28 protein-coding genes are annotated in these 24,515 nt (G+C 68.0%); 17 read left to right on the plus strand and 11 right to left on the minus strand.

The genetic code is table 11. From position 1 onward, the window contains the following. Window positions 1–16 precede the first annotated feature (16 nt). On the plus strand, window positions 17–490 hold the full coding sequence (locus tag AT700_RS07470; protein WP_003091943.1) for a MarR family winged helix-turn-helix transcriptional regulator: 474 nt from the start codon (window positions 17–19) through the stop codon (window positions 488–490). Between the two features lie 154 nt (window positions 491–644). Here the strand turns inward: AT700_RS07470 and AT700_RS07475 are convergent, their stop codons facing one another. Beyond that, on the minus strand, window positions 645–1,397 hold the full coding sequence (locus tag AT700_RS07475) for a sulfite exporter TauE/SafE family protein (protein WP_003117537.1): 753 nt from the start codon (window positions 1,395–1,397) through the stop codon (window positions 645–647). Between the two features lie 100 nt (window positions 1,398–1,497). Next, on the minus strand, window positions 1,498–3,462 hold the full coding sequence (mnmC, locus tag AT700_RS07480) for a bifunctional tRNA (5-methylaminomethyl-2-thiouridine)(34)-methyltransferase MnmD/FAD-dependent 5-carboxymethylaminomethyl-2-thiouridine(34) oxidoreductase MnmC (protein WP_034038438.1): 1,965 nt from the start codon (window positions 3,460–3,462) through the stop codon (window positions 1,498–1,500). A 143-nt stretch (window positions 3,463–3,605) separates the two neighbouring features. On the opposite strand from mnmC, the gene pap reads away from it, so the two are divergent. From pap to AT700_RS07495, 3 genes are all read left to right on the plus strand, one after another. Next, window positions 3,606–5,096 carry a polyphosphate:AMP phosphotransferase gene (gene pap, locus AT700_RS07485; RefSeq protein ID WP_003102298.1) on the plus strand — a complete coding sequence of 497 codons (1,491 nt, stop codon included), beginning with the start codon at window positions 3,606–3,608 and terminating at the stop codon, window positions 5,094–5,096. A 152-nt stretch (window positions 5,097–5,248) separates the two neighbouring features. Continuing rightward, the gene (locus tag AT700_RS07490) at window positions 5,249–6,433 is read left to right on the plus strand and encodes a thiolase family protein (RefSeq protein ID WP_003102299.1); all 1,185 of its coding nucleotides are present in this window, start codon (window positions 5,249–5,251) and stop codon (window positions 6,431–6,433) included. Window positions 6,434–6,561: 128 nt separating this feature from the next. Further along, on the plus strand, window positions 6,562–7,227 hold the full coding sequence (locus AT700_RS07495; protein ID WP_023128684.1) for a YceH family protein: 666 nt from the start codon (window positions 6,562–6,564) through the stop codon (window positions 7,225–7,227). 223 nt (window positions 7,228–7,450) lie between these two features. Here AT700_RS07495 and AT700_RS07500 read toward each other — a convergent pair whose 3' ends face one another. Both AT700_RS07500 and AT700_RS07505 read right to left on the minus strand, forming a co-directional pair. Further along, window positions 7,451–9,022, minus strand: coding sequence for a malate:quinone oxidoreductase (locus tag AT700_RS07500; protein ID WP_003102300.1), 1,572 nt, complete (start codon window positions 9,020–9,022; stop codon window positions 7,451–7,453). 202 nt (window positions 9,023–9,224) lie between these two features. Continuing rightward, the gene (locus AT700_RS07505) at window positions 9,225–9,434 is read right to left on the minus strand and encodes a DUF6316 family protein (RefSeq protein ID WP_003102301.1); all 210 of its coding nucleotides are present in this window, start codon (window positions 9,432–9,434) and stop codon (window positions 9,225–9,227) included. Between the two features lie 205 nt (window positions 9,435–9,639). On the opposite strand from AT700_RS07505, the gene AT700_RS07510 reads away from it, so the two are divergent. From AT700_RS07510 to AT700_RS07555, 10 genes are all read left to right on the plus strand, one after another. Next, a complete protein-coding gene (locus tag AT700_RS07510; protein ID WP_003102302.1) occupies window positions 9,640–10,278 on the plus strand; it encodes a peroxiredoxin in 639 nt (212 codons plus the stop codon). A gap of 250 nt (window positions 10,279–10,528) precedes the next feature. Further along, complete coding sequence (locus AT700_RS07515; RefSeq protein ID WP_023088137.1) at window positions 10,529–11,533, plus strand: aliphatic sulfonate ABC transporter substrate-binding protein; 1,005 nt, start codon at window positions 10,529–10,531, stop codon at window positions 11,531–11,533. 3 nt (window positions 11,534–11,536) lie between these two features. Further along, window positions 11,537–12,361, plus strand: coding sequence for an ABC transporter permease (locus AT700_RS07520; RefSeq protein WP_048520852.1), 825 nt, complete (start codon window positions 11,537–11,539; stop codon window positions 12,359–12,361). Beyond that, window positions 12,358–13,107 carry an ABC transporter ATP-binding protein gene (locus AT700_RS07525; RefSeq protein WP_003091922.1) on the plus strand — a complete coding sequence of 250 codons (750 nt, stop codon included), beginning with the start codon at window positions 12,358–12,360 and terminating at the stop codon, window positions 13,105–13,107. The genes AT700_RS07520 and AT700_RS07525 overlap by 4 nt, the downstream gene beginning before the upstream one ends. 154 nt (window positions 13,108–13,261) lie before the next feature. Continuing rightward, window positions 13,262–13,855: an NADPH-dependent FMN reductase gene (gene ssuE, locus AT700_RS07530; RefSeq protein WP_003091915.1), complete on the plus strand. Its 594-nt coding sequence runs from the start codon at window positions 13,262–13,264 to the stop codon at window positions 13,853–13,855. A gap of 118 nt (window positions 13,856–13,973) precedes the next feature. Then, a complete protein-coding gene (locus AT700_RS07535) occupies window positions 13,974–14,945 on the plus strand; it encodes a sulfonate ABC transporter substrate-binding protein (protein WP_048520853.1) in 972 nt (323 codons plus the stop codon). Window positions 14,946–15,022: 77 nt separating this feature from the next. After that, window positions 15,023–16,171: an FMNH2-dependent alkanesulfonate monooxygenase gene (gene ssuD / locus AT700_RS07540; protein WP_003091910.1), complete on the plus strand. Its 1,149-nt coding sequence runs from the start codon at window positions 15,023–15,025 to the stop codon at window positions 16,169–16,171. Window positions 16,172–16,191: 20 nt separating this feature from the next. Continuing rightward, entirely contained in the window at window positions 16,192–16,980 is a 789-nt protein-coding gene (gene ssuC / locus AT700_RS07545; protein WP_003102309.1) for an aliphatic sulfonate ABC transporter permease SsuC, read from the plus strand. Then, window positions 16,977–17,801, plus strand: a complete 825-nt coding sequence (gene ssuB / locus AT700_RS07550) for an aliphatic sulfonates ABC transporter ATP-binding protein (protein WP_003102311.1) — start codon at window positions 16,977–16,979, stop codon at window positions 17,799–17,801. The genes ssuC and ssuB overlap by 4 nt, the downstream gene beginning before the upstream one ends. A gap of 40 nt (window positions 17,802–17,841) precedes the next feature. Continuing rightward, window positions 17,842–18,057, plus strand: coding sequence for a TOBE domain-containing protein (locus tag AT700_RS07555; protein ID WP_003091900.1), 216 nt, complete (start codon window positions 17,842–17,844; stop codon window positions 18,055–18,057). A 179-nt stretch (window positions 18,058–18,236) separates the two neighbouring features. Here AT700_RS07555 and AT700_RS07560 read toward each other — a convergent pair whose 3' ends face one another. The 6 genes from AT700_RS07560 to AT700_RS07585 form a co-directional block, all read right to left on the minus strand. Further along, window positions 18,237–18,575, minus strand: a complete 339-nt coding sequence (locus tag AT700_RS07560; protein WP_003091899.1) for a HopJ type III effector protein — start codon at window positions 18,573–18,575, stop codon at window positions 18,237–18,239. Window positions 18,576–18,626: 51 nt separating this feature from the next. Beyond that, a complete protein-coding gene (locus AT700_RS07565) occupies window positions 18,627–18,938 on the minus strand; it encodes a DUF1244 domain-containing protein (protein WP_003091898.1) in 312 nt (103 codons plus the stop codon). 128 nt (window positions 18,939–19,066) lie between these two features. Further along, window positions 19,067–19,438 (minus strand): dihydroneopterin triphosphate 2'-epimerase, encoded by a 372-nt coding sequence (folX, locus tag AT700_RS07570; RefSeq protein ID WP_003091897.1) that lies wholly within the window; start codon window positions 19,436–19,438, stop codon window positions 19,067–19,069. Between the two features lies 1 nt (window position 19,439). After that, entirely contained in the window at window positions 19,440–20,000 is a 561-nt protein-coding gene (gene folE, locus AT700_RS07575) for a GTP cyclohydrolase I FolE (protein WP_003091896.1), read from the minus strand. A gap of 17 nt (window positions 20,001–20,017) precedes the next feature. After that, on the minus strand, window positions 20,018–20,722 hold the full coding sequence (folM, locus tag AT700_RS07580) for a dihydromonapterin reductase (protein ID WP_003091895.1): 705 nt from the start codon (window positions 20,720–20,722) through the stop codon (window positions 20,018–20,020). A 110-nt stretch (window positions 20,723–20,832) separates the two neighbouring features. Continuing rightward, window positions 20,833–21,390 carry a hypothetical protein gene (locus tag AT700_RS07585; protein WP_003111015.1) on the minus strand — a complete coding sequence of 186 codons (558 nt, stop codon included), beginning with the start codon at window positions 21,388–21,390 and terminating at the stop codon, window positions 20,833–20,835. 279 nt (window positions 21,391–21,669) lie between these two features. Between AT700_RS07585 and AT700_RS07590 the strand changes: the two genes are divergently transcribed. After that, window positions 21,670–22,122, plus strand: coding sequence for a flavodoxin (locus tag AT700_RS07590; protein ID WP_003102319.1), 453 nt, complete (start codon window positions 21,670–21,672; stop codon window positions 22,120–22,122). 240 nt (window positions 22,123–22,362) lie between these two features. Here AT700_RS07590 and AT700_RS07595 read toward each other — a convergent pair whose 3' ends face one another. Then, window positions 22,363–23,256, minus strand: coding sequence for a LysR family transcriptional regulator (locus AT700_RS07595; protein WP_003114492.1), 894 nt, complete (start codon window positions 23,254–23,256; stop codon window positions 22,363–22,365). Between the two features lie 95 nt (window positions 23,257–23,351). On the opposite strand from AT700_RS07595, the gene AT700_RS07600 reads away from it, so the two are divergent. Next, window positions 23,352–23,741 (plus strand): CidA/LrgA family protein, encoded by a 390-nt coding sequence (locus AT700_RS07600; RefSeq protein WP_003091885.1) that lies wholly within the window; start codon window positions 23,352–23,354, stop codon window positions 23,739–23,741. Beyond that, window positions 23,728–24,414 (plus strand): LrgB family protein, encoded by a 687-nt coding sequence (locus AT700_RS07605; protein ID WP_003102323.1) that lies wholly within the window; start codon window positions 23,728–23,730, stop codon window positions 24,412–24,414. The genes AT700_RS07600 and AT700_RS07605 overlap by 14 nt, the downstream gene beginning before the upstream one ends. Window positions 24,415–24,515 lie beyond the last annotated feature (101 nt).

Genomic DNA, 24,515 nt, shown 5'->3' on the forward strand with positions numbered 1-24,515 from the left:
TAACGAAGAATTTATTATGGTTGAAAGTAATAAGACCGCTGCCGATACCTATTCGCTCGCTATTTTCCGCGCCATCCGCCGTCTCCAGCAGGCCGCCGAAATCCACTCCAAGCGTCTCAGCCGATACGGTGGCCTGACCCCGCTGCAATTGCTGATCCTGCATGTCCTGGCGGTGGAGGGAGAACTGACCGCGACGCAACTGGCCAAGCTGGTCAGCCTGTCCCAGGCATCGCTCTCCGGCGTGCTCGACCGCCTCGAAGGACGCGGCCTGCTCTATCGTCGGCGCGACGAACAGGACCGGCGCAAGTCCTGGCTGCACCTCGACCCGGCCGGCCACGAAGCCCTGGCGGAGGCGCCGCCGCTATTGCCGGAGTACGTGATCGAGCGCTTCGCCGCGTTGCCCGAGTGGGAGCGCCACGGCTTGCTGGCCGCGCTGCTGCGCGCGGCCGACCTGTTCGGCTTGCCGGAAGAGGACGTCGAAGAAGAGTGAGGGCGCCAGGTTCGCTACGAAAGACAGTCGCGTCGGCGGTCTTTACCTGGCGAACCTGCCGATGCCTGGTGGACAAGCGCGTTGTACGCCATGGCGTGACCTCCGCGTAGGGCGCATAACGCCGCTTCCCCGGTGCCCCGGCCGCCGAGGAAAGCTACCCGCCGTAGAGCTTCTGCGCCGCCAGGGAGAAGCTCACCGCCACCAGCATCAGCGCGAACAGGCGTTGCAGGGTCGGGCCGCCGAGGCGCTGCGCCAGCAGGTTGCCGCCGAGCACGCCGACCGCGCCGCCGGCGGCGAGGCCGCCGAGCAGCGGCAGCGGCGGGTGGGCGCCGGTCAGGTAGATCAGGAAGCCGCCGCCGGAGACCAGCGCGATCACCGCCATCGAGGTGGCGGTGGCGGCCATCATCGACAGCGGGGTGAACCAGAGTAGCCCCGGCACCACCAGGAAGCCGCCGCCCACGCCCATCAATCCCGACAGCAAGCCGACCGCCAGGCCGATGCCGAGCAGCGGCAGGCTCCGTGCCTGGTCGCTGGCCTCGCGTTTCATCCCGGCGCCGCGCCACATGCGCCAGGCCGACCAGAGCACCAGCAGGCAGAAGGCGACGATCAGCACGCCTTCCGGGACGAAGCGGCCGAGCCATTGGCCGACGGCGTTGCTCGGCAGGCCGGCCAGCGCCAGGACCAGCACCGGCCGCCAGGCCACCTGGCCCTGGCGCGCGCGCGGAATGGCGCCAATCAGCGCCGACAGGGCGACCGCGCCGAGGCTCACGCCGATGGCGTCGCGCAGCGGCAGGTGCAGGCTGAGCAGCAGGGGCAGGGCGACCAGCGAGCCGCCGGCGCCGGTGAGGCCGAGCAGCAGGCCGAGAACGGCGCCGATGCCCAGGGATTCGAAGAGCAGTACATCCATCGTCGATCAACTATTTCCGCGGGTGAGCCAGCCGGTGGTCCGGTATGGCCTGCGCGTGCGGCAGGCCCGAAGGTTAGCGCAAATCGGTGCGCCCGGGGCTTCAGCCGCGCTGCCCGCGCACCAGGTCGCGCAGCAGGAAGCGGTTCGGGTGGCAGGCCTCGGCCACCGCGCGCGGCAGCGGCAGCGGCTCGCCGCAGATCCACGCCGCCAGCAGTTCGCCGGACAGCGGCGCACTGATCAGCCCGCGCGAGCCGTGGCCGCTGTTCAGGTACAGGCCTGGCAGCCAGGGGCAGGCACGCTCCGGCACCTGGCGGGCGTCGCGGGCGAGCACCGTGTAGGCCTCGTCGAAGGCCGCGCGCTCGGCCAGCGGGCCTACCAGGGGCAGGTAGTCGGGGCTGGTGCAGCGGAATGCCGCGCGGCCTTCCAGGCGCTCCAGCGGCAGGTCGTCGGCGCCCAGGCGCTGCAACAGGTCGGGGGATATTTCCCGCAGCAGTTCGAGGTTGCCCTGGTGTTCGGCGAGGGTCGGCGCCAGGTCTTCGCTCTTGAAGTCGAAGCTGGCGCCGAGGGTGTGTTCGTCGCCACGCGGCGGTGCGACGTAGCCCTCGGCGCAGACCACGGTGCGCAGCGCCCGGCTTTGCGGGGTGGCCGGCAGGCGGGTGACCTGCCCGCGAATGCGCTTCAGCGGCAGCTCGGCGGCGGGCGGGAAGTCGCGGATGTCGGCGGCGGTGGCGAGGATCGCGAGTGGCGCGCGGGCCAGGCATTCGTCGTCGGCGTAGGCGCACCAGTCGTCGCCCTCGCGGCGCAAGCGTACTGCCCGGCCGCTCAGCAGGGTGATCCCGGGGGTGGCGGCCAGGGCCTGGCACAGCGCGGGCGGATGGACCCAGCCGGCTTCGGGATAGAACAGGCCGCCGGCGGGCAGGGCGACGCCGGCGCGGCGCTCGGCCTGCCCGCGCTCCAGGCCGTGCAGCAGGTCGGCGGGGAAGGCTGCGGCCAGTTGCGCCTGGCGTTGCGCTTCCTTGGCGTCGAAGGCCAGTTGCAGTACGCCGCAGGCGTCCCAGTCGTGGCCGCGCCGCAGGCGTTCGAGCAGCCGGCGGGTATGGCCGAAGCCGCTGAGCACCAGGCGCGACAGCGGCGTGCCGTGGGCCGAGAGTTTCAGGTAGAGCACGCCCTGGGGGTTGCCCGAGGCTTCCCGGGCGAGGCCGGGATGGCGTTCGATCAGGGTCACCTGCCAGCCGCGCGCGGCGAGGCTGGCGGCGCTGGCGCAGCCGGCCAGGCCGCCGCCGACCACCAGTGCCGCGCGGCGCCCGGCGTGGGGCGCGGGGCGTGCGTACCAGGGCTTGCCGGCGTTCGCCGGCGGCCCCTGGTAGGTGCCGCTGAGCATCTCGCGCTTCTGTCCGTAGCCCGGTACCCGTTGCATGGCGAAACCGGCCTCGATCAGCCCTCGGCGAACGAAACCGGCGCTGGTGAAAGTGCCCAGGGTCGCCTGCGGCGCCGACAGTCGCGCCAGTTCGGCGAACAGTACGGGCGACCACATGTCCGGGTTCTTCGCCGGGGCGAAGCCATCGAGGAACCAGGCGTCGACCCGCGCGTCGAGCTGCGGCAGGCACTCCAGGGCATCGCCCAGCAGCAGGGTCAGGCCGACCCTTCCGCCCGCGAACGCCAGGCGCTGGAAGCCCGGGTGCACGGCAAGGTACTGGCCCAGCAGGGCCTCGCTCCAGGGCGCCAGTTCCGGCCATAGCGCCAGGGCGCGGCGCAGGTCGGCGGCGGCGAGGGGGAATTTCTCCACGCTGACGAACTCCAGGCGCGCGCCGGCCGGCGCGACCCGCTCGAACAGCTGCCAGGCGCAGAGGAAGTTCAGTCCGGTGCCGAAGCCGGTCTCCCCGATGCACAGCACCTCGCCGTCGCCCAGCGCGGCGAAGCGCTCGGCCAGGCGGTTGGTGGCGAGGAACACATGGCGCGTCTCGTTGAGCCCGGAATGCCGGGAAAAATATACGTCGCCGAAGGCGCGGGATAGCGGCTGGCCGTTTTCGTCCCAGTCGAGCTGGGCATGCTGGAAGTCGGACATGGCAGAACCTGAAAAAGCGGATGGCGCATTTTACGGGGCTTTGCCGGCCAGCGGCGAGGCGCTGCGCGAACATGCCGCGGCGCCGCGCAGACAGCCGCACGCCGATCCGCTACCTTGAAGGACTCAGGTTAAGGGAGACCTCCATGTTCGAATCCGCGGAAGTTGGCCACAGCATCGACAAGGACACCTACGAGAAGGCCGTCATCGAGTTGCGCGAAGCGCTGCTCGAGGCGCAGTTCGAGCTCAAGCAGCAGGCGCGCTTCCCGGTGATCATCCTGATCAACGGCATCGAGGGCGCCGGCAAGGGGGAGACGGTCAAGCTCCTCAACGAGTGGATGGACCCGCGCCTGATCGAAGTGCAGAGCTTCCTCCGTCCCTCCGACGAGGAACTGGAGCGGCCGCCGCAGTGGCGCTTCTGGCGGCGCCTGCCGCCCAAGGGGCGGACCGGTATCTTCTTCGGCAACTGGTACAGCCAGATGCTCTACGCGCGGGTCGAGGGGCATATCAAGGAGGCCAAGCTGGATCAGGCCATCGATGCCGCCGAACGCTTCGAGCGCATGCTCTGCGACGAAGGCGCGCTGCTCTTCAAGTTCTGGTTCCACCTCTCCAAGAAACAGCTCAAGGAACGCCTCAAGGCGCTGGAAAAGGACCCGCAGCACAGCTGGAAGCTCAGTCCGCTGGACTGGAAGCAGAGCGAGGTCTACGACCGCTTCGTGCATTACGGCGAGCGCGTGCTGCGCCGCACCAGCCGGGACTACGCGCCCTGGTACGTGGTGGAAGGCGTGGACGAGCGCTACCGCGCCCTGACCGTCGGTCGCATCCTCCTCGAAGGGTTGCAGGCCGCGCTGGCCACCAAGGAGCGCGCCAAGCGCCAGCCGCACGCCGCGCCGCTGGTGTCGAGCCTGGACAACCGCGGCCTGCTGGACTCCCTGGACCTGGGCCAGTACCTGGACAAGGACGCCTACAAGGAGCAGCTCGCCGCCGAGCAGGCCCGCCTGGCCGGGCTGATCCGCGACAAGCGCTTCCGCCAGCATTCGCTGGTCGCGGTGTTCGAGGGCAACGACGCGGCCGGCAAGGGCGGCGCCATCCGCCGTGTCACCGACGCGCTGGACCCGCGCCAGTACCATATCGTGCCGATCGCCGCGCCGACCGAAGAGGAGCGTGCGCAGCCCTATCTCTGGCGCTTCTGGCGGCACATTCCGGCGCGTCGCCAGTTCACCATCTTCGACCGTTCCTGGTACGGCCGCGTGCTGGTGGAGCGCATCGAGGGCTTCTGCGCACCGGCCGACTGGCTACGCGCCTATGGCGAGATCAATGACTTCGAGGAGCAGCTCAGCGAGTACGGGATCATCGTGGTGAAGTTCTGGCTGGCGATCGACAAGCAGACCCAGATGGAGCGCTTCAAGGAGCGCGAGAAAACCCCCTACAAGCGCTACAAGATCACCGAGGAAGACTGGCGCAACCGCGACAAGTGGGACCAGTACGTGGACGCGGTGGGCGATATGGTCGACCGTACCAGCACCGAGATCGCGCCCTGGACCCTGGTCGAAGCCAACGACAAGCGCTTCGCCCGGGTCAAGGTGCTGCGCACCATCAACGACGCCATCGAAGCGGCGTACAAGAAGGACAAGTGAGGCCCGCCGGAATGCGGCGCCGTCCTCTCCAGGGGATGGCGACGCATACGGCGGATGAATGATCGGTGCCTCGCGCGATTGCCTCGCCTTATCCTCGCTCGATCCGGCCGCTGCCCCGGCGGCCGACCGACAATAACAGCGAGGGTACCCCCATGCGTGAAGTGGTGATCGTCGACAGCGTCCGGACCGGCCTGGCCAAGTCCTTCCGCGGCAAGTTCAACCTGACCCGGCCGGACGACATGGCCGCCCACTGCGTCGACGCGCTGCTGGCGCGCAACGACCTCGACCCGCTGCTGGTGGATGACTGCATCGTTGGCGCCGGCTCCAACGAAGGCGCCCAGGGCCACAACATCGGGCGCAACGTGGCGGTGCTCTCCGGCCTCGGCATCCAGGTGCCGGGGATGACCCTCAACCGCTACTGTTCCTCCGGCCTGCAGGCGATCGCCATCGCCGCCAACCAGATCGCTTCCGGTTGCAGCGAGGTGATCGTCGCCGGCGGCGTCGAGTCGATCACCCTGACCCTGAAGAGCGTCAACACCGACCACCTGGTGAACCCGCTGCTGCAAAGGGAGGTGCCGGGCATCTACTACCCCATGGGGCAGACCGCCGAGATCGTCGCCCGTCGCTACGGCATCACCCGCGAGGCCCAGGACGCCTACGCCCTGCAGAGCCAGCAGCGGATGGCGCGAGCCCAGGCGGACGGGCTGTTCGCCGACGAGATCGTGCCGATGACCACCCGCTACGCGGTGGAGGACAAGGCCAGCGGCGAGAAGCAGGTGCTCGACGGAGTGGTCGACCGCGACGACTGCAACCGCCCGGACACCACCCTCGAAGGCCTGGCCTCGCTGAAGCCGGCGTTCGCCGAGGACGGTTCGGTCACCGCCGGCAACGCCTCGCAACTCTCCGACGGCGCCTCGATGACCCTGCTGATGAGCCTGGAGAAAGCGCTGGCGCTGGGCCTGGAGCCGAAGGCCTTCTTCCGTGGCTTCACCGTGGCCGGCTGCGAGCCGGACGAAATGGGCATCGGTCCGGTGTTCTCGGTGCCGAAGCTGCTCAAGGCGAAGGGGCTGAAGATCGCCGACGTCGATCTCTGGGAACTCAACGAAGCCTTCGCCTCGCAGTGCCTGTACTGCCGCGACCGGCTGGAGATCGACAACGAGAAGTACAACGTCAATGGCGGCTCCATCGCCATCGGCCACCCGTTCGGCATGACCGGCTCGCGCCAGGTCGGTCATCTGGTCCGCGAACTGCGCCGGCGCAACCTGCGCTACGGCGTGGTGACCATGTGCGTCGGCGGCGGCATGGGCGCCAGCGGGCTGTTCGAAGCCGTACGCTGAGCCCGTGCGCGACGGCGGGCCCCGCAGGTCGGGGCTCGCCTCATGGGTTTTATTTACATGACGCTCCGTGCCATCCCCGGCGACTCGCGCTAGGCTAGGCGCCTTTTTCCTTGCATAGGGATGTAGCGATGTCCACCGAGCCCAACTCGCCGTTCGTCGACGACCCGCTGAGCGCCGTCGATGCACGGATTCTCGGCAGCCTCGTCGAGAAGCAGGCGACCACCCCGGAAACCTATCCGCTGACCCTCAATGCCCTGGTCCTCGCCTGCAACCAGAAGACCAGCCGCGATCCGGTGATGAACCTCACGCCCGGCCAGGTCGGCCAGAGCCTGCGCCAGCTCGAGGGGCGCGGCCTGGTCAGGCTGGTGATGGGCAGCCGCGCCGACCGCTGGGAGCACACCCTGGGCAAGGGCCTGGAATTGGTGGCGCCACAGGTGGCGCTGCTCGGCCTGCTGTTCCTGCGTGGTCCGCAGACCCTCAACGAACTGCTCACCCGCAGCAACCGCCTGCACGATTTCGACGACGTCGAGCAGATCCGCCACCACCTGGAACGCCTCGCCGGCCGTGGCCTGGCCGTGCACCTGGAGCGTCGCGCCGGGCAGCGCGAGGAGCGCTACATGCACCTGCTCGGCAGCCAGGCCGACCTCGAGGCCGCCGTGGAGGCGATGGGCAGCGACCCGGAACGCGCCGCGCCGACCGCTCTGTCGGCCGATGCGGAAGCGCGGATCGCCGAGCTGGAGACGCGCCTGGCGGCGCTGGAGGAGCGCCTGGCCAGGCTCGAAGGAGGGGCGTGATATCGGGGGAGGGCGCAATCGGTGACATGCAGGTTCCGGCGGATAACCGCGAGCGGTTGTTCGCCCTACGGCCCACAGTGACTTTGTGGGCGGCGCTGCCTGTCGGGTAGGGCGGATAACGCCAGCGGCGTTATCCGCCGATGCGTCGCCCCGCAAGGCGAACGCCAACCCAAAAAAGCCCGGCTATTGCCGGGCTTTTTCATGCGCGCGCGTCGGTGGCCGATCAGGCCTCCGGCTGTACCGGCACGTGGATCAGTTGCAGGCGCTCGCTGCTCCAGGCACGGGTGCTGTTGGTCAGCTCGATGTCGTTGTTCAGCTTGCGCCCGTAAGACGGCACGATTTCCTTCAGGCGTGCCTGCCACTCGGGGGTAGCGACCTTGTCCTTGAAGGCCTTCTCCAGCACCGACAGCATGATCGGCGCGGCGGTCGAGGCGCCCGGCGAGGCGCCGAGCAGGGCGGCGACGGAGCCGTCGGCGGCGGTCACCACTTCGGTGCCGAATTGCAGTACGCCGCCTTTCTCGGCGTCCTTCTTGATGATCTGCACGCGCTGGCCGGCCTGCACCAGCTTCCAGTCCTCGTCGCGGGCTTCCGGGAAGTACTCGCGCAGCGAGGCCATGCGGTCGTCCTGGCTGAGCATCAGCTGGCCGATCAGGTACTGGCTGAGATCGAAGTTGTCGATGCCGGCGTTGAACATCGGGCCGATGTTGCCGCTGGTCACCGAGCCCGGCAGGTCCCACAGCGAGCCGTTCTTCAGGAACTTGGTGGAGAAGGTGGCGAACGGACCGAACAGCAGAACCGGCTTGCCGTCGATCATGCGGGTGTCGAGGTGCGGCACCGACATCGGCGGCGAACCCACCGAAGCCTTGCCGTAGACCTTGGCCAGGTGGCGCTTGACCACGTCCGGGTTGGTGGTGGCGAGGAACGAACCGCCCACCGGGAAGCCGGCGTAGCCTTCGGCCTCGGGGATGCCGGACATCTGCAGCAGCTTCAGCGCGCCGCCGCCGGCGCCGATGAAGACGAACCTGGCCTTGACGCTGGTTTCCTTGTCGCCATTGGCCAGGTCGGCCATGGTCACGGTCCAGGTGTTGTCGTCGTTGCGCTTGAGGTCGCGGACCTCATGTTGCAGGCGCAGCTTGAAGGTGTCCTTGGCCGACAGCGAGCCCACCAGTTGGCGAGTGATCTCGCCGAAGTTGACGTCGGTGCCGATCGACATGCGCGTGGCGGCGATCTTCTGCCCCGGCTCGCGGCCTTCCATCACCAGCGGCACCCACTGCTTGATCTGCTCGGGGTCTTCCGAGTACTCCATGCCGCGGAACAGCGAGCTGTGCTGCAGGGCGGCGTGGCGCTTCTTGAGGAAGGCGACGTTGTCGTCGCCCCAGACGAAGCTCATGTGCGGGACGTTGTTGATGAACGACTTCGGATCGTTCAGCACCTTGCGGTCGACCTGGTAGGCCCAGAACTGCTTGGAGATCTCGAAGTTCTCGTTGATCGCCACCGCCTTGCTGATATCCATCGAGCCGTCCGCGGCCTCGCTGGTGTAGTTCAGTTCGCAGAACGCCGAGTGACCGGTGCCCGCGTTGTTCCAGCCGTTGGAGCTTTCTTCGGCGACCTTGTCCAGGCGCTCGACCATCTCGATGGTCCAGCCTGGTTCCAGTTCGTTCAGATAGGTACCCAGGGTGGCGCTCATGATGCCGCCACCGATCAGGAGCACGTCGACCGGTTTTTCCGATTCGACGCTGTTTTTGGAGCAACCCAGCACGCTGACGCACAAAAGCATCAATAAGATTTTTTTCATGGATTTACCGCTAGAAAACGTGGAGAAGCGTGGATACGCACGACATGGCAGGTATTCACCGGGTGAATGATACTGGAACTCACCCCCGATGTGAGTGCGTTCACATGCGGTGACATTTGCCTCGGCGTTCCGCCGAGAATACCTGCCTTCCCTTTCTTGAACGTTTCAGCCGCCGGGAAATAAATTCAGCGCCTGTATCGTTTCAGCGGGAACCCGGCGCGTGGATTTCCGCCGATTGGCGCATCCTGCGGATATACGCGTCGATTTCCCGCTCCGCGTCGAAACGGGTGAAATAGGGACCTTCCAGGGTCCCTTCGCGGGTGGAGAAGAAGTACTGCCCATTCACCGAACTTATGCGATCGCTGCGAAAGCGGGTGGCCGGGGTGGGATCGGTGGAACGTTTCCCCAACATGACGGCGACTCCTGGATAGCGGGCCAAGGTGTTTTCAGTGTAGGCGGGGGTTGGCCGGGCGGCAGGCCGGCGGACGAAAGGAGACGGATTTCCAGGCGAAGGGTTGGGTATTCTATTTTTTGTTATAAGAAAATCTGAATTTATTCTTTTTAACGTCAGCCGGCCTTGGGCATAGTGGGCTCCAACACGAACAAGGAGTGACCCCATGAGCCTCAGACTCGGCGACATCGCCCCCGATTTCGAACAGGACTCCAGCGAAGGGCGCATCCGCCTCCACGAGTGGCTGGGCGACAGCTGGGGCGTGCTGTTCTCCCACCCCGCCGACTTCACCCCGGTGTGCACCACCGAGCTGGGTTTCACCGCCAAGCTCAAGGACCAGTTCGCCCAGCGCGGGGTCAAGGTCCTGGCGCTGTCGGTGGATCCGGTGGAGTCGCACCTGAAGTGGATCGACGATATCAACGAGACCCAGGACACCCGGGTCAATTTCCCGATCATCGCCGACGCCGACCGCAAGGTTTCCGAACTCTACGACCTGATCCACCCGAACGCCAACGACACGCTGACCGTGCGTTCGCTGTTCATCATCGACCCGAACAAGAAGGTGCGCCTGATCATCACCTACCCGGCGAGCACCGGGCGCAACTTCAACGAGATCCTCCGGGTGATCGATTCGCTGCAACTGACCGACGAGCACAAGGTCGCCACGCCGGCCAACTGGGAGGACGGCGACGAGGTAGTGATCGTGCCTTCGCTGAAGGACGAGGAAGAGATCAAGCGGCGTTTCCCCAAAGGCTACCGCGCGGTGAAGCCCTACCTGCGCCTGACGCCCCAGCCCAACCGCTGAGGCCGGATTCGTCCCGCCTGCATGGGCAGGCACGGCAGGCGGGACCTTTTATTCGACGGTGCGTGCCGTCATGCAACGCTGTTTAGCCACGAGCAGGGTTTTTGGCCGGTTTCGACCGGCCCTCTTTTTTATGTGCGCCAGCGCGTCGCCGCGACGCTTTCTTTCCGCCATCCGTTTCCGAAACCGGCTCTGACTTGCCCGCCAGACGGGGAGAAGGCTCGCTCATCCACCTCCTTCCAGGAGCAGACGCATGATCGCCGCTCTCCGTCGCTGCCGGGCCTGGCTGGCCCTGCTCGCCGTTCTTGCCGTGTTTCCCGCGGCCGAAGCCGCCGACGCCCCCGCTGAAATCCGTCTCGACTATGCCTACTACGCCCCCACCAGCCTGGCGCTCAGGAAGTTCGGCTGGCTGGAGAAAAGCCTGGACGGCAGCGGAACCCGGGTGCGCTGGGTGTTCAGCCAGGGCAGCAACCGTTCCCTGGAGTACCTCAACGCCGGCAGCGTCGATTTCGCCTCGACCGCCGGCCTCGCCGCGGTACTCGCGCGGGCCAACGGCAGCCCGGTACGTACCGTATACGTCGCCAGCCGCCCGGAGTGGACCGCGCTGCTGGTGCGCAAGGATTCGCCGATCCGCAGCCTCGCCGAACTCAAGGGGCGCAAGGTGGCTGCCACCAAGGGCACCGATCCCTACCTGTTCCTGCTCCGCAGCCTGCACAGCGTGGGCCTGGACAAGAACGACCTGCGTATCGTCCACCTGCAGCATCCCGACGGCCGGGTAGCCCTGGAGAAGGGCCAGGTCGACGCCTGGGCCGGGCTCGATCCGCACATGGCGGCCAGCGAGTTGCAGGCCGGCTCGCGGCTGCTCTACCGCAACCTCGGCTTCAACAGCTACGGCGTGCTCAATGTCCGCGAGGATTTCGCCGAAGGCCATCCGCAACTGATCCGCCAGGTGCTGGCGGCCTACGAGCAGGCGCGCCACTGGGTGATCGGGCATCCCGACGAGGCCGCGCAACTGCTTGCCGAGGAAGCCGGCCTGCCGCTGGAAGTGGCTCGCCTGCAACTGTCGCGCACCGATTTCAGCCAGCCGCTGCCGGGCGCCGAACAGGTCGCCGCGCTCAAGGCCGCGGCGCCGATCCTGGCGGACGAGCGCCTGGTGCGGCCGGGCGTGGACGTGCAGAAGGTGGTCGACGAACTGATCGCGCCGCAGTGGGCCGCCGAGGTCATCGGCGGTGCCCCGTTGGCGCGCACGGAGCCCTGAGCCATGGTCAGCCAGAGCCTGCGACTGGCCCGGCGAGTCTCGCGCCGGGCGTGGCGACTGCGCGTGCCGGGCGCCTGGCGGGCCTGGGCCTTGCCGCTGCTGGCGCTATCGTCGTGGGAAGCGCTGGTGCGCCTGGGCTGGCTGCCGGCCTACCAGATGCCAGCGCCGAGCGGCATCCTGCTGACCCTGGTGGAACTGGCTCGCGGCGAGCTGTGGGGGCATGTCGGCGCGAGCCTGGCGCGGGTCGCCGCCGGTTTCGCGATCGGCAGCGGCCTGGCCCTGGCGGTCGGAACCTGGGTCGGCCTCAGTCGTCGCGCCGAAGCCTACCTCGAGCCGAGCTTCCAGGCCCTGCGGGCGATCCCCAGCCTGGCCTGGGTGCCCCTGCTGCTGCTCTGGTTCGGCATCGACGAGACGCCGAAGATCGTCCTCATCGCCCTCGGCGCCTTCTTCCCGGTCTACCTCGCGCTGGTCGCCGGGGTACGCGGGGTCGATCGCAAGTGGGTGGAACTGGGGCGGCTCTACCGTTTGTCGCGCTTCGCCCTGGTCCGCCGCATCCTCCTTCCGGCGGCGCTGCCGAACCTGTTCACCGGCCTGCGCGGGGCGCTCAGCCTGAGCTGGATGTTCCTCGTCGCGGCGGAGCTGATCGCCGCCACCCAGGGCCTCGGCTATCTGCTCAGCGACGGTCGGGAAACCTCGCGTCCGGACCTGGTGATCGTCGCGATCCTGGTCCTGGCGGCCCTCGGCAAGCTCAGCGATGGCCTGCTCCGCTCGCTGGAGCGCCGGGCCCTGCGCTGGCGCGACAGCTTCGACGGGGAGGGCGGCGCATGAGCGGCCTGCTCGACCTGCTGGAGATTCGCAAGGCCTATGGCGATACGCGGGTGCTGGAGGGCGTGGCGCTGTCGCTGGCGCCCGGCGAGGTGGTCAGCCTGCTCGGCCCCAGCGGTTGCGGCAAGAGCACCCTGCTGCGGATCGCCGCCGGACTGGACGATGACTTCCAGGGCACTGTCGAACGCAACCCGATCCTCGGCTTCGGCCCGGACGGCGAGAACGGCCGCAGCGGCGGAATCGGCGTGGTGTTCCAGGAGCCGCGCCTGTTGCCCTGGCTGACGGTGGCGCAGAACGTCGGTTTCGCCGACGGCTGGCTGGAGGACGAGCACTGGGTCGAGCGCCTGCTCGCCGATGTCGGACTGGCCGGCTGCGGAGGATTGCTGCCCAAGCAACTGTCCGGCGGCATGGCGCAGCGCGCGGCGATCGCCCGCGGTCTCTACGGACGGCCGCAGGTGCTGTTGCTCGACGAGCCGTTCAGCGCGGTCGACGCCTTCACCCGCATGCGCCTCCAGGACCTGCTGCAGGACGTGGTGCAGAACTACGAGATCAGCGTCCTGCTGGTCACCCACGATCTCGACGAGGCGTTCTATCTCGCCGACCGCGTGCTGCTGATGGGCGGCCGTCCCGGACACATCCGCCGCGAGTTCCACGTACCGCTGGCGCGTCCCCGCGATCGTCGGGCGGTGGAGCTGGCCTACTTGCGCGGCGAGGCCCTGACCGAAATGCAGCGGGCGCACGTGCTCTGAGGCAAGACCCCGAACCGGGTTCTTATATGCTTTATGGAATAAATAAATGAATAAAAAACATTTATTGGAATATGAGGCCGCCTGTTAAGGTCTATGCAACTTGGTTAGCAAGCCAAACGAATATTCTGTTTTCCGGTTATAAGGAATCCCCCCCATGCTCGTCGTTTCCATCGCCGGAAGTCCCAGCGTACGCTCCCGCTCCGGGGTGTTGCTGGAGCGTGCCAGGGACTGGCTGAGCCGTCGCGGCGTCGAGGTGGCCAGCCACCAGGTGCTGGATTTTCCCGCCGAGGACCTGCTGCGTGCCCGCCTCGACAGTCCGCCGGTACTGGCGCTGGCCGAGCAGATCGGCCGCGCCGACGGCCTGCTGGTCGCCACCCCGGTGTACAAGGCCTCGTTTTCCGGCGCGCTGAAGGTCCTGCTCGACCTGTTGCCCGAGCGCGCCCTGGAGCACAAGGTGGTGCTGCCGTTCGCTACCGGTGGCAGCAGCGCGCACATGCTGGCCGTGGACTATGCATTGAAGCCGGTCCTGGCCGCGCTCAAGGCCCAGGAGGTACTGCATGGCGTATTCGCCGTGGACAAGCAGATCGCCTACGCCACCGAGAGCGACCCGGCGCGCCTGGAACCGGTCCTCGAGCAGCGCCTGGAAAACGCCCTGGAAACCTTCCACCTGGCCCTCTCGCGACGGCCGCAGCCGATCGACCCGCAGTTGCTCAACGAGCGCCTGGTGAACGCCCGCTGGAGCATCTGATCCGTCCGCCGCCAGCGCACGCGCGCCGCGGCCCGATTGCACAACGCACACACGACGACCTCACTGTTCCGTCAACGGCGCGGCAGGTTCGGCACCCACAACGACAAAGGAGAGCGCCATGCGCACCATCGCTTTGCGTCTTGGACTGGCGGCCCTGCTGGTGGCGGCCCTGTCCTACGGCGTTCAGGCCGACGAGAAGTCGGCCAACACCCTGCGGATCGGCTACCAGAAATACGGCACCCTGGTCCTGCTCAAGGCCCGCGGCACCCTGGAGAAACGTCTCGCCGAAGACGGCGTGAAGGTGCAATGGGCCGAGTTTCCCGGTGGCCCGCAACTGCTCGAGGGACTCAATGTCGGCAGCATCGACTTCGGCGTGACCGGCGAAACCCCGCCGGTCTTCGCCCAGGCCGCCGGCGCCGACCTGCTCTACGTGGCCTACGAACCGCCGGCGCCGACCAGCGAGGCGATCCTCCTGCCGAAGGACTCGCCGATTCGGTCGGTGGCCGAGCTGAAGGGCAGGAAAGTCGCCCTGAACAAGGGCTCCAACGTGCATTACCTGTTGGTCCGCGCCCTCGAGCAGGCCGGCCTGAAGTACAGCGACATCCAACCCGTCTACCTGCCGCCGGCCGACGCCCGCGCCGCCTTCGAGCGTCACAGCGTCGACGCCTGGGTGATCTGGGACCCCTACCAGGCCGCCGCCGAGAAGCAGTTGTCCGCGCGGGTCCTGGTGGATGGTCGCGAGCTGGTCGACAACCACCAGTTCTACCTCGCCACCCGGACTTACGCGCAACGGCATCCGCAGGTGCTCGACAAGCTGGTGGACGAGATCCGCGAGGTCGGTGACTGGTCGCGGGCCAACCCGCAGCAGGTGACCGAGCAGGTCGCGCCGCTGCTCGGGCTGCCCGCCGACATCACCCTGACCGCGGTGAAGCGCCAGGGCTACGGCGCGCAGTTGATCACCCCGGCGGTGGTCGAGGCGCAGCAGAAGATCGCCGACACCTTCACCCAGCTGAAGCTGATTCCCAAACCGCTGAGCATCAAGGACGTGATCTGGACGCCACCGGCCGGCAAGGTCGCCAGCGCACCCTGAGCCCGTACCGCCCACATACCGACACGATCATCGCGCGGCTACGCCACGCCGGCGCGCTCACCCTGGAGTCAATTGCGATGAGCCTCGAGATTTTCTGGTTCCTTCCCACCCACGGCGACGGCCACTACCTGGGCACCACCCAGGGCGCCCGTGCCGTCGACCACGGCTACCTGCAGCAGATCGCCCAGGCCGCCGACCGCCTGGGCTTCGGCGGCGTACTGATCCCCACCGGACGTTCCTGCGAGGACTCCTGGCTGGTCGCCGCCTCGCTGATCCCGGTAACCCAGCGCCTGAAGTTCCTCGTCGCGCTGCGTCCCGGGATCATTTCGCCGACCGTCGCCGCGCGCCAGGCGGCGACCCTGGACCGGCTGTCCAACGGCCGCGCGCTGTTCAACCTGGTCACCGGCGGCGATCCCGACGAACTGGCTGGCGACGGCCTGCACCTGAGCCACGCCGAACGCTACGAGGCCTCGGTCGAATTCACCCGCATCTGGCGTCGTGTGCTGGAGGGCGAGACCGTCGACTACGCCGGCAAGCACATCCAGGTGAAGGGCGCCAAACTGCTCTATCCGCCGTTGCAGCAGCCGCGTCCGCCGCTGTACTTCGGCGGCTCCTCGGAGGCCGCCCAGGACCTCGCCGCCGAGCAGGTCGAGCTGTACCTGACCTGGGGCGAGCCGCCGGCGGCGGTTGCCGAGAAGATCGCCCAGGTACGCGAGAAGGCCGCCCGCCAGGGCCGCCAGGTGCGCTTCGGGATCCGCCTGCACGTGATCGTCCGCGAGACCAGCGAGGAAGCCTGGCAGGCCGCCGATCGCCTGATCGCGCACCTCGACGACGACACCATCGCCCGCGCCCAGGCCTCCCTGGCGCGCTTCGACTCGGTCGGCCAGCAACGCATGGCCGCGCTGCACGGCGGTTCGCGCGACAACCTGGAAGTCAGCCCCAATCTCTGGGCCGGCGTCGGCCTGGTGCGCGGCGGCGCCGGCACCGCGCTGGTCGGCGACGGGCCGACGGTGGCGGCGCGGGTCAGGGAGTACGCCGAGCTGGGCATCGATACCTTCATCTTCTCCGGCTATCCGCACCTGGAAGAGTCCTACCGGGTCGCCGAACTGCTGTTCCCGCACCTCGACGTGCAGCGCCCGGCGCAGCCCGAGGGACGCGGCTATGTCAGCCCGTTCGGCGAGATGGTGGCCAACGACATCCTGCCCCGGCAGGCCGCGCAGAGTTGAGAGCGGTCGGAGCGAACGACATGAGCATTTCCAAACGACTGGCCGAGCGCCTGGCGCCCTGGGCGCTGCCGCTGGTCCTGCTGGCGGTGTGGCAGGCGGCGGTTGAGTTCGGCTGGCTGTCCAGCCGCATCCTCCCCGCGCCCAGCGCCGTACTCGAGGCCGGCTGGGCGCTGCTGCGCAGCGGCGAGATCTGGCAGCACCTGGCGATCAGCGGCTGGCGCGCGGCGATCGGCTTTCTCATCGGCGGCGCCATCGGCCTGGTGCTGGGCTTCGTCACCGGCCTGTCGAAGTGGGGCGAACGCTTCCTCGACAGTTCGGTGCAGATGATCCGCAACGTGCCGCACCTGGCGCTGATCCCGCTGGTGATCCTGTGGTTCGGCATCGACGAGTCGGCGAAGATCTTCCTGGTCGCCCTCGGCACGCTGTTCCCGATCTACCTGAACACCTACCACGGCATCCGCGGCATCGACCCCGGCCTGCTGGAGATGGCGCGCAGCTACGGGTTGTCCGGCTTCGCCCTGTTCCGCCAGGTGATCCTGCCCGGCGCGCTGCCGTCGATCCTGGTCGGGGTGCGCTTCGCCCTCGGCTTCATGTGGTTGACCCTGATCGTCGCCGAGACCATTTCCGCCAGCTCCGGCATCGGTTACCTGGCGATGAACGCCCGCGAGTTCCTGCAGACCGACGTGGTGGTCCTGGCGATCCTGCTCTATGCCGTCCTCGGCAAGCTCGCCGACCTCGCCGCCCGCGGCCTGGAACGCGTCTGGCTACGCTGGCACCCGGCCTACCAGGTCAAGGGAGGTGGCGCATGAATGCCCACAACGCCGCCCTTGGCGGCACTCCGCAGCGCCTCAAGCGCGGTATCCCGCTGGCCCTGCGCGGAGTGGCGCGGCGCTTCGGCGAGCGCGAGGTGCTCAAGGACATCGACCTGCTGGTTCCGGCCGGGCAGTTCGTCGCTATCGTTGGCCGCAGCGGCTGCGGCAAGAGCACCTTGCTGCGCCTGCTGGCCGGCCTCGACCAGCCCAGCCGCGGCGAGTTGCTGGCCGGCTCGGCGGCGCTGGCCGAGGCCCGCGAGGACACCCGGCTGATGTTCCAGGACTCGCGCCTGCTGCCGTGGAAGCGGGTGATCGACAACGTCGGCCTTGGCCTGCGCGGCGACTGGCGGGCGAAGGCCCTGCAGGCGCTGCGGGCGGTCGGCCTGGCCGAGCGTGCCAACGAGTGGCCGGCGGCCCTGTCCGGCGGGCAGAAGCAGCGCGTCGCGCTGGCTCGCGCGCTGATCCACGAGCCGCGCCTGCTGTTGCTCGACGAGCCGCTCGGCGCGCTCGATGCGCTGACCCGGATCGAGATGCAGCAACTGATCGAAGGACTCTGGCGCGAACACGGTTTCACCGTCCTGCTGGTCACCCACGACGTCAGCGAGGCGGTGGCGGTGGCCGACCGGGTGATCCTCATCGAGGACGGCGAGATCGGCCTCGACCTGCCGGTGGAACTGCCCCGGCCGCGCTCGCGTGGCTCGGCGCGACTGGCCGCGCTGGAAGCCGAAGTGCTCAACCGGGTGCTGGCGCAGCCGGAGCTGCCGCCGCAACCCGAGCCCGTTTCACCCCTGCCCACGCAACTGCGCTGGGCGCTCTAAGCAACCATGCCTCGTTCCGAATCCCCCCAGGAGAAACGCCATGACCATCAAAGCCATCAACGTTCGTAACCAGTTCAAGGGCACCGTGAAGGAAATCATCGAAGGGCCGGTGCTCTCCGAGATCGACGTGCAGACCGCCGCCGGGATCGTCACTTCGGTGATCACCACGCGTTCGGTGAAGGAACTGGAGCTGGCCATCGGTAGCGAAGTGATCGCCTTCGTCAAGTCCACCGAGGTATCCATCGCCAAGCTGTGACGCTGGCTGCGCCGCGCTTGCGGCGGCGAGAAGGGCGGGGACCCCGATGGGGCCCCGCCTTTTTTCGTCGCGTATCGGCAAGGCCGGCCGGTGGCGACGGCTGGCGTGGGTCGCTATGGAGCGGTCGGTAGGGCGAATAACCGCTCGCGGTTATCCGCCGTGGGGGCGACCGGGACTTCTCAGCCCCGGCGCGACAGGGGCTGGCGCTCGAAATGCACGCCGGCCAGGCCGGTCTGTTGCAGGGCGCGGATGTTGGCGTGGTCGTCGCCTTCCGGGTTGTCGCGCACCGCACGGTAGTGCTCGCCGAAGGCCAGCAGGGTTTCCTCGAGGCTGAGGCCCTCGAGGATGGCGAAGCCCAGGGTCTTGCAGGAACCTTCGTTCTGCCCGGCCGGGTTGCTCACGCTGCCGTTGTCGAAGGCGCTCGGCGTGTAGCTGTAGTGCTCGGCGATGAACGCCAGGGTGTCGGTGAACAGGTGGTGTTCGCTGCGCAGACGCGCGCGGAAGTCGGTCAGGGTCATCGAAACAGGCTCATGGTGTCTGGGGCAGGGTTGGCAAGGGGCCCGGTGGCCTCAGGCGTTGCCCTGGCTCTTGGCGAAGGCGGCCTGTTGTTCCGGGCTCGCTTCTTTCTGGTACTTGGCTTTCCACTCGGCATAGGGCATGCCGTAGATCTCTTCGCGGGCCTGGTCATTGCTGACTTCCACCCCGAGGTCGTCGGCGGCGGCCTTGTACCACTTGGACAGGCAGTTGCGGCAGAAACCGGCGAGGTTCATCAGGTCGATGTTCTGCACGTCCTTGCGGGTCTGCAAATGATGGACCAGGGTGCGGAAGGCGGCGGCTTCGAGTTCCAGGCGTTGCTGTTCGGTGAGGTTGGCTGCGGTCATGGCGGTGTTTCTCGACGATGGCTCGGGGCAGGGTGAAGGCACAGGGCCAGGTCCGGCGATGATAAGAGTTGGCGCGGCCGGCGGGCAACGCTTGTGCGCGTCTTCGCGCGGTTCGCTCGTCGGCCGCCTCAGCGGTGGCCGGCGAGGGTGATCGAGACCGACTCGGCGAAGCGCAGCGCGTGCGGCTTGTCCACTTCCACCTCGGCGTAGCGCACCGCCGGGTTCTCCATCACCAGGTCGAGGATTTCCTGGGTCATCCGTTCGAGCAGGGCGAAGCGGTTCTCCTCGACGTGGCGGATGATCGCCTTGGTGATGGTGCGGTAGTTCAGCGCGTGCTCGATGTCGTTGACCTCCACGGCGTCCGCGGCCGGGTAGAGGATGGTCAGGTTGATCAGCACGTCCTGCTTGTTGAGGATTTCCTCCTCCTTGATCCCGATGAAGGTGCGCAGGCGCAGGTCCTTGACGCGGATTCGCGCCATTCCCGGTTCCAGTCGCGGCATGTCACTTGCTCCTTCCGATCAATTGCAGAAATTCCTGGCGGGTGGTGTTCGAGTCGCGGAACGCGCCGAGCATCACCGAGGTGAACATCTGCGAGTTCTGCTTCTCCACCCCGCGCATCATCATGCACATGTGCTGGGCCTCGATCACTACCGCCACGCCGGCGGCGCTGGTCACCTGGCGGACCGCCTCGGCGATCTGCCGGGTGAGGTTCTCCTGGATCTGCAGGCGGCGGGCGAACATGTCGACGATCCGCGCCACCTTCGACAGGCCGAGCACCTTGCCGGTGGGAATGTACGCCACATGAGCCTTGCCGATGAAGGGCAGGAGGTGGTGTTCGCACAGGGAGTACAGCTCGATGTCGCGGACGATGACCATTTCATCGTTGTCCGAGGCGAACAGCGCGCCGTTGACGATTTCCTCCAGGGTCTGGCCATAGCCGTGGCAGAGGTACTGCATGGCCTTGGCCGCGCGCTTCGGGGTGTCGAGCAGGCCTTCGCGCTGCGGGTCTTCGCCGAGACCGACGAGGATCTCCCGGTAATGCTGGGAAAGTGCTGGGTTCATAAGGGGTCCTTGGCGCCTCACTTGACGTGGCGGCCGCCGTTCACGGTCAGGGTGGTCCCGGTGACGTAGGGGTTGTCCAACAGGTAGCGAAGGCTCTGGTAGATGACTTCCGGCCCCGGTTCGATGCCGAGGGCGGATTTCGCCAGGGTGCGGGCGCGGTATTCGGCGTCGTCCCCGTCGTTGAACATCACCAGCGCCGGTGAAATGGCGTTGACCTTGATCCTCGGCGCGAAGCGCGCGGCGAACGACAGGGTCAGGTTGTCCAGCCCGGCCTTGCTCGCGCAGTAGGCGATACGCCGGGCGCTGCCCTTGCGCGCCACGTCGTCGGTGAGGTGAACGATGTCGGCAGGCTGCGAGCGTTCCAGCAGCTCGGCGCAGTGCAGGTTGATCAGGTAGGGCGCGAGCATGTGCACGCTGAACAGTTGCTGGAACGCCTCGGCTTCGTGGCCGGGCGTCTCGGCGACCCAGTCCGAGGCGTTGTGGACGATCGCTCGCAGGCTGTCGGTATGCTGTCGGAGGGCCCCGATGAAGGCGAAGATGCCGGCCTCGCTGGCGAAGTCGGCGTGCAGGGTCAGCGCGCCGGCCTGGCGCAGTTCGTCCAGCGCCGGGCGTTCGCTGCGGTAGCTGACGATCACCGACTCGCCGTCGGCCAGCAGGCGGCGGGCGCAATGCAGGCCGACACGCTGGCTGGCGCCGGTGATCAGGATCGGGGCTGTCGCCATGGGACTCTCACAGCAGGCGAAGGGAATCGGATGGATGCAGGGTACCCGACTGAGCCAGTCGGGCAAAGCCTTGCGCTACGGCCCACCCCGCCGGGGTGGGCGGCAAGCCGTCAGTGCGCTTCCGGCAGGCTGGCGGCGCGCTGCGGGCGGCGGTGCAGCCAGGGGGCGAGCAGGCGGCTGGAGAGGGGGATGAACCAGTAGGTCATCAACGGGGTGAGGACCAGGGTGCTGAGCAGCACCCGCGCGGCCAGCGACAGCTCGCCGAGGTAGGGGCCGGCGCCGAGGTTGAAGGCCAGCGAGACCGGGAAGAACGCCAGCCAGATCGCCACGCTCTGCTTCCAGCGCGGCGGTTTGCGGTTGTCGTCGAACCAGGCGGCGAGGCCGTGGGCGCGGTGCTCGCGCGGTTCGTCGAAGAGTCCCTGGCCGCGTTCGAGCCAGGCCTGGCGCGAGGCGGAGTGGGCCCAGGCGGCGAGGGTGGCGTCGTCGGCGAAGCGAAAGATCATCTGGAATTCGTCTCCGCCAGCGGGCGGCGCCAGCGCCCCGGAGCCGAGGTAGCCGGGGAAGTCGGCGGCGAGGGCTTCGCCTTCGCGCTGCCAGGCGAGGAAGTCGCGGTAACGGCCGGCGGCGACGCGGCGGGCCACCAGCAGGGTAACGGGAGCGGTAGACATCGTGTATCTCCTGGAACGGTTGAGCGCGCTTCGTGGGCGCCCTCGGACAACGGCGCAGCGCCGGGGGTGGTGGGCTGCGTCGGAGGACAGGCAAGGATCGTTCCCGCCGTGGTGGCGAAGGTTCGCTGCCGTGTCTACGGCAGCGCGATGACATCCCGATGACAGGGCGCGCACCGAAATGGTGCTTTTGTGGCCTGTCTGCATTGATTCGGTGCGTCCCGCTCGGCGAACGCATGCGGCATAATGCCCGGCTTACCCCTGTTGGCTTACGGAGTGTTCATGAAAGTCGCCATTCTCTCCGGCTCGGTCTACGGCACCGCCGAAGAAGTCGCCCGGCACGCCCAGAAATTGCTGTCCGCGGCCGGCCTCGAGGCCTCCCATCTGCCTCGCGCCAGCCTCGACGAACTCAAGGCCTTCGCCCCCGAGGCATTCCTGGTGGTGACCTCGACCACCGGCATGGGCGAACTGCCGGACAACCTGCAACCGCTGTACTACGCGATCCGCGACCAACTGCCGGCCTGGCACGGCCTGCCGGGCGGGGTCATCGGCCTGGGCGATTCGAGCTACGGCGACACGTTCTGCGGTGGCGGCGAGCAGGTTCGCGAACTGTTCGGCGAACTGGGCGTGCGCGAAGTGCTGCCGATGCTGCGCCTGGATGCCAGCGAAACCGTTACCCCCGAGACCGACGCCGAGCCTTGGCTGGCCGAGTTCGCCGCCGCCCTCAAGGGCTGATCCCGGGCCTGCCCCGCCGAGGTGGCGGATAACCGCGTGGCGGTTATTCGCCCTGCACGGGGAGGGAGCAAGCGGTAGGGCGAATAACGCCCCAGGCGTCATCCGCCGAAACGCCTGCCGAGGTGGCGGATAACCGCGTAGCGGTTATTCGCCCTACACGGGGAGGGAGCAAGCGGTAGGGCGAATAACGCCCCCAGGCGTTATCCGCCGTAGCCTCTGCCGAGCTGGCGGTTATTCGTCCTACGCCGGGCTTTCCTCCAGCGGCTGCTCGCGCAGCAGCTCCAGCCAGGCCTGCGCCGCCCGCGACAGGTAGCCGCCACGGCGCCAGATGAAGGCGATGTCCCAGCGCAGGTCCGGCTCCCTGAGCAGGACCCGCACCACTCCCGGGCGTTCGATCTCGCGAGCGATCACCCGTGGTAGCAGCACCACTCCCTGGTTGGCCGCCACCAGCGCGCCGAGGAAGTCGGCCTGGCCGCTGCGGCCGCCTTCGCGCGGGCTGAAGCCGGCCTCCAGGCAGGCGCGCAGCAGGCGGTCGTTGAGGGTGAAGCTCTGCTGGTAGAGCAGGAACGGGCTGTCCGCCAGTTCGCCGAGGGCGACGCTGGCGGCAGCGGCCTTGGGATGCCCGGCCGGCAGCAGCACGTCCAGCGGTTCGTTGCAGAACGGCTGGTAGTCGAAGCCGTCGTCCGCCGGGGTGAGGCTGCCGGCCAGTTCCAGCTCGCCGGCCAGCACCGCCTGCTCCATGGTCTTGCTGCCGCCTTCCACCAGGTGCACGGCGATGTTCGGATAGCGCCGCCGGTATTCGGCGAAGCGTTGGGCGAACAGCGCGTCGGCGCCGAGCAACGGCAGGCCCAGGCGCAGTTCGCCGCGGTTGAGCTGGCTGAGGTCGTCCAGTTCGCTGAGCAGGTCGCGGCGCAGTCGCAGCATCTCCTCGGCGCGGCGAAACACCACGGCGCCGGCGTCGGTCAGGCGCACGTGCGGCCCGTTGCGTTCCAATACCTGCACGCCAAGGCTCTGCTCCAGTTGGGCGACCTGCTTGCTGATGGTCGACTGGCTGGCGTGGCGGACCTGCGCCGCCTGGGTGAAGCTGCCCTGGCGGACCACTTCGACGAAGCTGCGGAGTTGACGGAATTCCATTCTGGAATGGCTCTCATGCGGACAATTCGCTTTGGGGATGATAGGCCGGGCCTTATCCTTTCTCCATCCCCGATTTCCCAGCCAAGGCCTTTCCCATGTTGCCCCCGCTCGTCCGCCGTCTGTCCCGCCTTGCCGCCGAACTGGCGGTACTCATCGCCTTCTGGTGGGCTGGCGGCTGGCTGGCGAAGGCCATCGGCCTGCCGCTGCCGGGCGGGGTGGTCGGCCTGGCGGCGCTGTTGCTGCTGTTCGCCAGCGGCCTGCTGCGTCCGGCCTGGCTGCAGGCCGGCGCCGGCCTGTTGCTGGCGGAGATGTTGCTGTTCTTCATCCCGGCGCTGATGAGCCTGCTCGACTACGGCGCGCTGCTACGCAGCGAGGGCTGGCGCATCCTCCTGGTGATCATGCTCAGCACCCTGCTGGTGATGCTGGTCACCGCGGTGTCGGTGGAGTGGATGTGCCGCTGGAGGGCGCGCCATGAGTCTCGATAAGCAAGCCCTGTTCTGGTTGGCGGCGACCGTCGGCGGCTACCTGCTGAGCCGCCAGCTGTACCGCCGGGTGAAGTGGTACTGGCTGTCGCCCATCGTGTTCGTCCCGGTGCTGCTCTACGCCCTGGCGATTCCCACCCATACCCGCTACGCCGACTACGCCCGCGACACCAATTGGCTGGTGGCGCTGCTCGGTCCGGCGACGGTGGCCTTCGCCATCCCGATCTGGCAGCAGCGCGAGCTGCTGATGCGCCACTGGCCGGCGCTGCTGGCCGGGATGTTCGCCGGCACCGCGGTGGCCATCGGCAGCTCCTGGGCGCTGGCCCAGGCCCTGGCGCTGGACGGCCAGGTCACGCTGTCGTTGCTGCCGCGCTCGATCACCACGCCGTTCGCCATGGAGATGTCCCACGACCTGGGTGGCGTGCCGGAACTGACCGCCGCCTTCGTGATGATCACCGGGGTGTTCGGCGCGGTGATCGGCGGCACCCTGCTGCGCGTCCTGCGCTTGCGCACGCCGCTGGCCCGCGGCGCGCTGTTCGGCGTCGGCGCGCACGGCGCCGGCACCAGTCGGGCCTACGAGTTCGGCGGCGAGGAAGGTTCGGCGGCCGGTCTGCTGATGGTTCTCACCGGGCTGTTCAACCTGCTGGTCGCGCCCCTGGTCGCCCACTGCCTGTAGCCTGCGCGCATAGGCCGGCTGAATCCTCCGCCATTCAGCCGGCGCGCGAGTGTAAGCCCGGCGACAGTCGCCGGAGGAGGGCGGGGCTAGACTGCGGGCAT

Origin of the sequence: Pseudomonas aeruginosa, assembly GCF_001457615.1 — a bacterium.
Lineage (GTDB): Bacteria > Pseudomonadota > Gammaproteobacteria > Pseudomonadales > Pseudomonadaceae > Pseudomonas > Pseudomonas aeruginosa.

Excerpts from the sequence above, each read along its gene's own strand:
- AT700_RS07595 (WP_003114492.1), bottom strand. The coding sequence starts at position 23,256 with ATGGAATTCCGTCAACTCCGCAGCTTCGTCGAAGTGGTCCGCCAGGGC.
- AT700_RS07565 (WP_003091898.1), bottom strand. The coding sequence starts at position 18,938 with ATGACCGCAGCCAACCTCACCGAACAGCAACGCCTGGAACTCGAAGCC.
- AT700_RS07500 (WP_003102300.1), bottom strand. The coding sequence starts at position 9,022 with ATGAAAAAAATCTTATTGATGCTTTTGTGCGTCAGCGTGCTGGGTTGC.
- ssuC (WP_003102309.1), top strand. The coding sequence starts at position 16,192 with ATGAGCATTTCCAAACGACTGGCCGAGCGCCTGGCGCCCTGGGCGCTG.
- folX (WP_003091897.1), bottom strand. The coding sequence starts at position 19,438 with ATGCCGCGACTGGAACCGGGAATGGCGCGAATCCGCGTCAAGGACCTG.
- AT700_RS07585 (WP_003111015.1), bottom strand. The coding sequence starts at position 21,390 with ATGTCTACCGCTCCCGTTACCCTGCTGGTGGCCCGCCGCGTCGCCGCC.
- AT700_RS07525 (WP_003091922.1), top strand. The coding sequence starts at position 12,358 with ATGAGCGGCCTGCTCGACCTGCTGGAGATTCGCAAGGCCTATGGCGAT.
- AT700_RS07520 (WP_048520852.1), top strand. The coding sequence starts at position 11,537 with ATGGTCAGCCAGAGCCTGCGACTGGCCCGGCGAGTCTCGCGCCGGGCG.
- AT700_RS07515 (WP_023088137.1), top strand. The coding sequence starts at position 10,529 with ATGATCGCCGCTCTCCGTCGCTGCCGGGCCTGGCTGGCCCTGCTCGCC.
- folE (WP_003091896.1), bottom strand. The coding sequence starts at position 20,000 with ATGAACCCAGCACTTTCCCAGCATTACCGGGAGATCCTCGTCGGTCTC.
- AT700_RS07470 (WP_003091943.1), top strand. The coding sequence starts at position 17 with ATGGTTGAAAGTAATAAGACCGCTGCCGATACCTATTCGCTCGCTATT.
- AT700_RS07590 (WP_003102319.1), top strand. The coding sequence starts at position 21,670 with ATGAAAGTCGCCATTCTCTCCGGCTCGGTCTACGGCACCGCCGAAGAA.
- AT700_RS07475 (WP_003117537.1), bottom strand. The coding sequence starts at position 1,397 with ATGGATGTACTGCTCTTCGAATCCCTGGGCATCGGCGCCGTTCTCGGC.
- AT700_RS07510 (WP_003102302.1), top strand. The coding sequence starts at position 9,640 with ATGAGCCTCAGACTCGGCGACATCGCCCCCGATTTCGAACAGGACTCC.
- AT700_RS07535 (WP_048520853.1), top strand. The coding sequence starts at position 13,974 with ATGCGCACCATCGCTTTGCGTCTTGGACTGGCGGCCCTGCTGGTGGCG.
- AT700_RS07495 (WP_023128684.1), top strand. The coding sequence starts at position 6,562 with ATGTCCACCGAGCCCAACTCGCCGTTCGTCGACGACCCGCTGAGCGCC.
- AT700_RS07605 (WP_003102323.1), top strand. The coding sequence starts at position 23,728 with ATGAGTCTCGATAAGCAAGCCCTGTTCTGGTTGGCGGCGACCGTCGGC.
- mnmC (WP_034038438.1), bottom strand. The coding sequence starts at position 3,462 with ATGTCCGACTTCCAGCATGCCCAGCTCGACTGGGACGAAAACGGCCAG.
- folM (WP_003091895.1), bottom strand. The coding sequence starts at position 20,722 with ATGGCGACAGCCCCGATCCTGATCACCGGCGCCAGCCAGCGTGTCGGC.
- ssuE (WP_003091915.1), top strand. The coding sequence starts at position 13,262 with ATGCTCGTCGTTTCCATCGCCGGAAGTCCCAGCGTACGCTCCCGCTCC.
- AT700_RS07555 (WP_003091900.1), top strand. The coding sequence starts at position 17,842 with ATGACCATCAAAGCCATCAACGTTCGTAACCAGTTCAAGGGCACCGTG.
- AT700_RS07600 (WP_003091885.1), top strand. The coding sequence starts at position 23,352 with ATGTTGCCCCCGCTCGTCCGCCGTCTGTCCCGCCTTGCCGCCGAACTG.
- pap (WP_003102298.1), top strand. The coding sequence starts at position 3,606 with ATGTTCGAATCCGCGGAAGTTGGCCACAGCATCGACAAGGACACCTAC.
- AT700_RS07490 (WP_003102299.1), top strand. The coding sequence starts at position 5,249 with ATGCGTGAAGTGGTGATCGTCGACAGCGTCCGGACCGGCCTGGCCAAG.
- AT700_RS07505 (WP_003102301.1), bottom strand. The coding sequence starts at position 9,434 with ATGTTGGGGAAACGTTCCACCGATCCCACCCCGGCCACCCGCTTTCGC.
- AT700_RS07560 (WP_003091899.1), bottom strand. The coding sequence starts at position 18,575 with ATGACCCTGACCGACTTCCGCGCGCGTCTGCGCAGCGAACACCACCTG.
- ssuD (WP_003091910.1), top strand. The coding sequence starts at position 15,023 with ATGAGCCTCGAGATTTTCTGGTTCCTTCCCACCCACGGCGACGGCCAC.
- ssuB (WP_003102311.1), top strand. The coding sequence starts at position 16,977 with ATGAATGCCCACAACGCCGCCCTTGGCGGCACTCCGCAGCGCCTCAAG.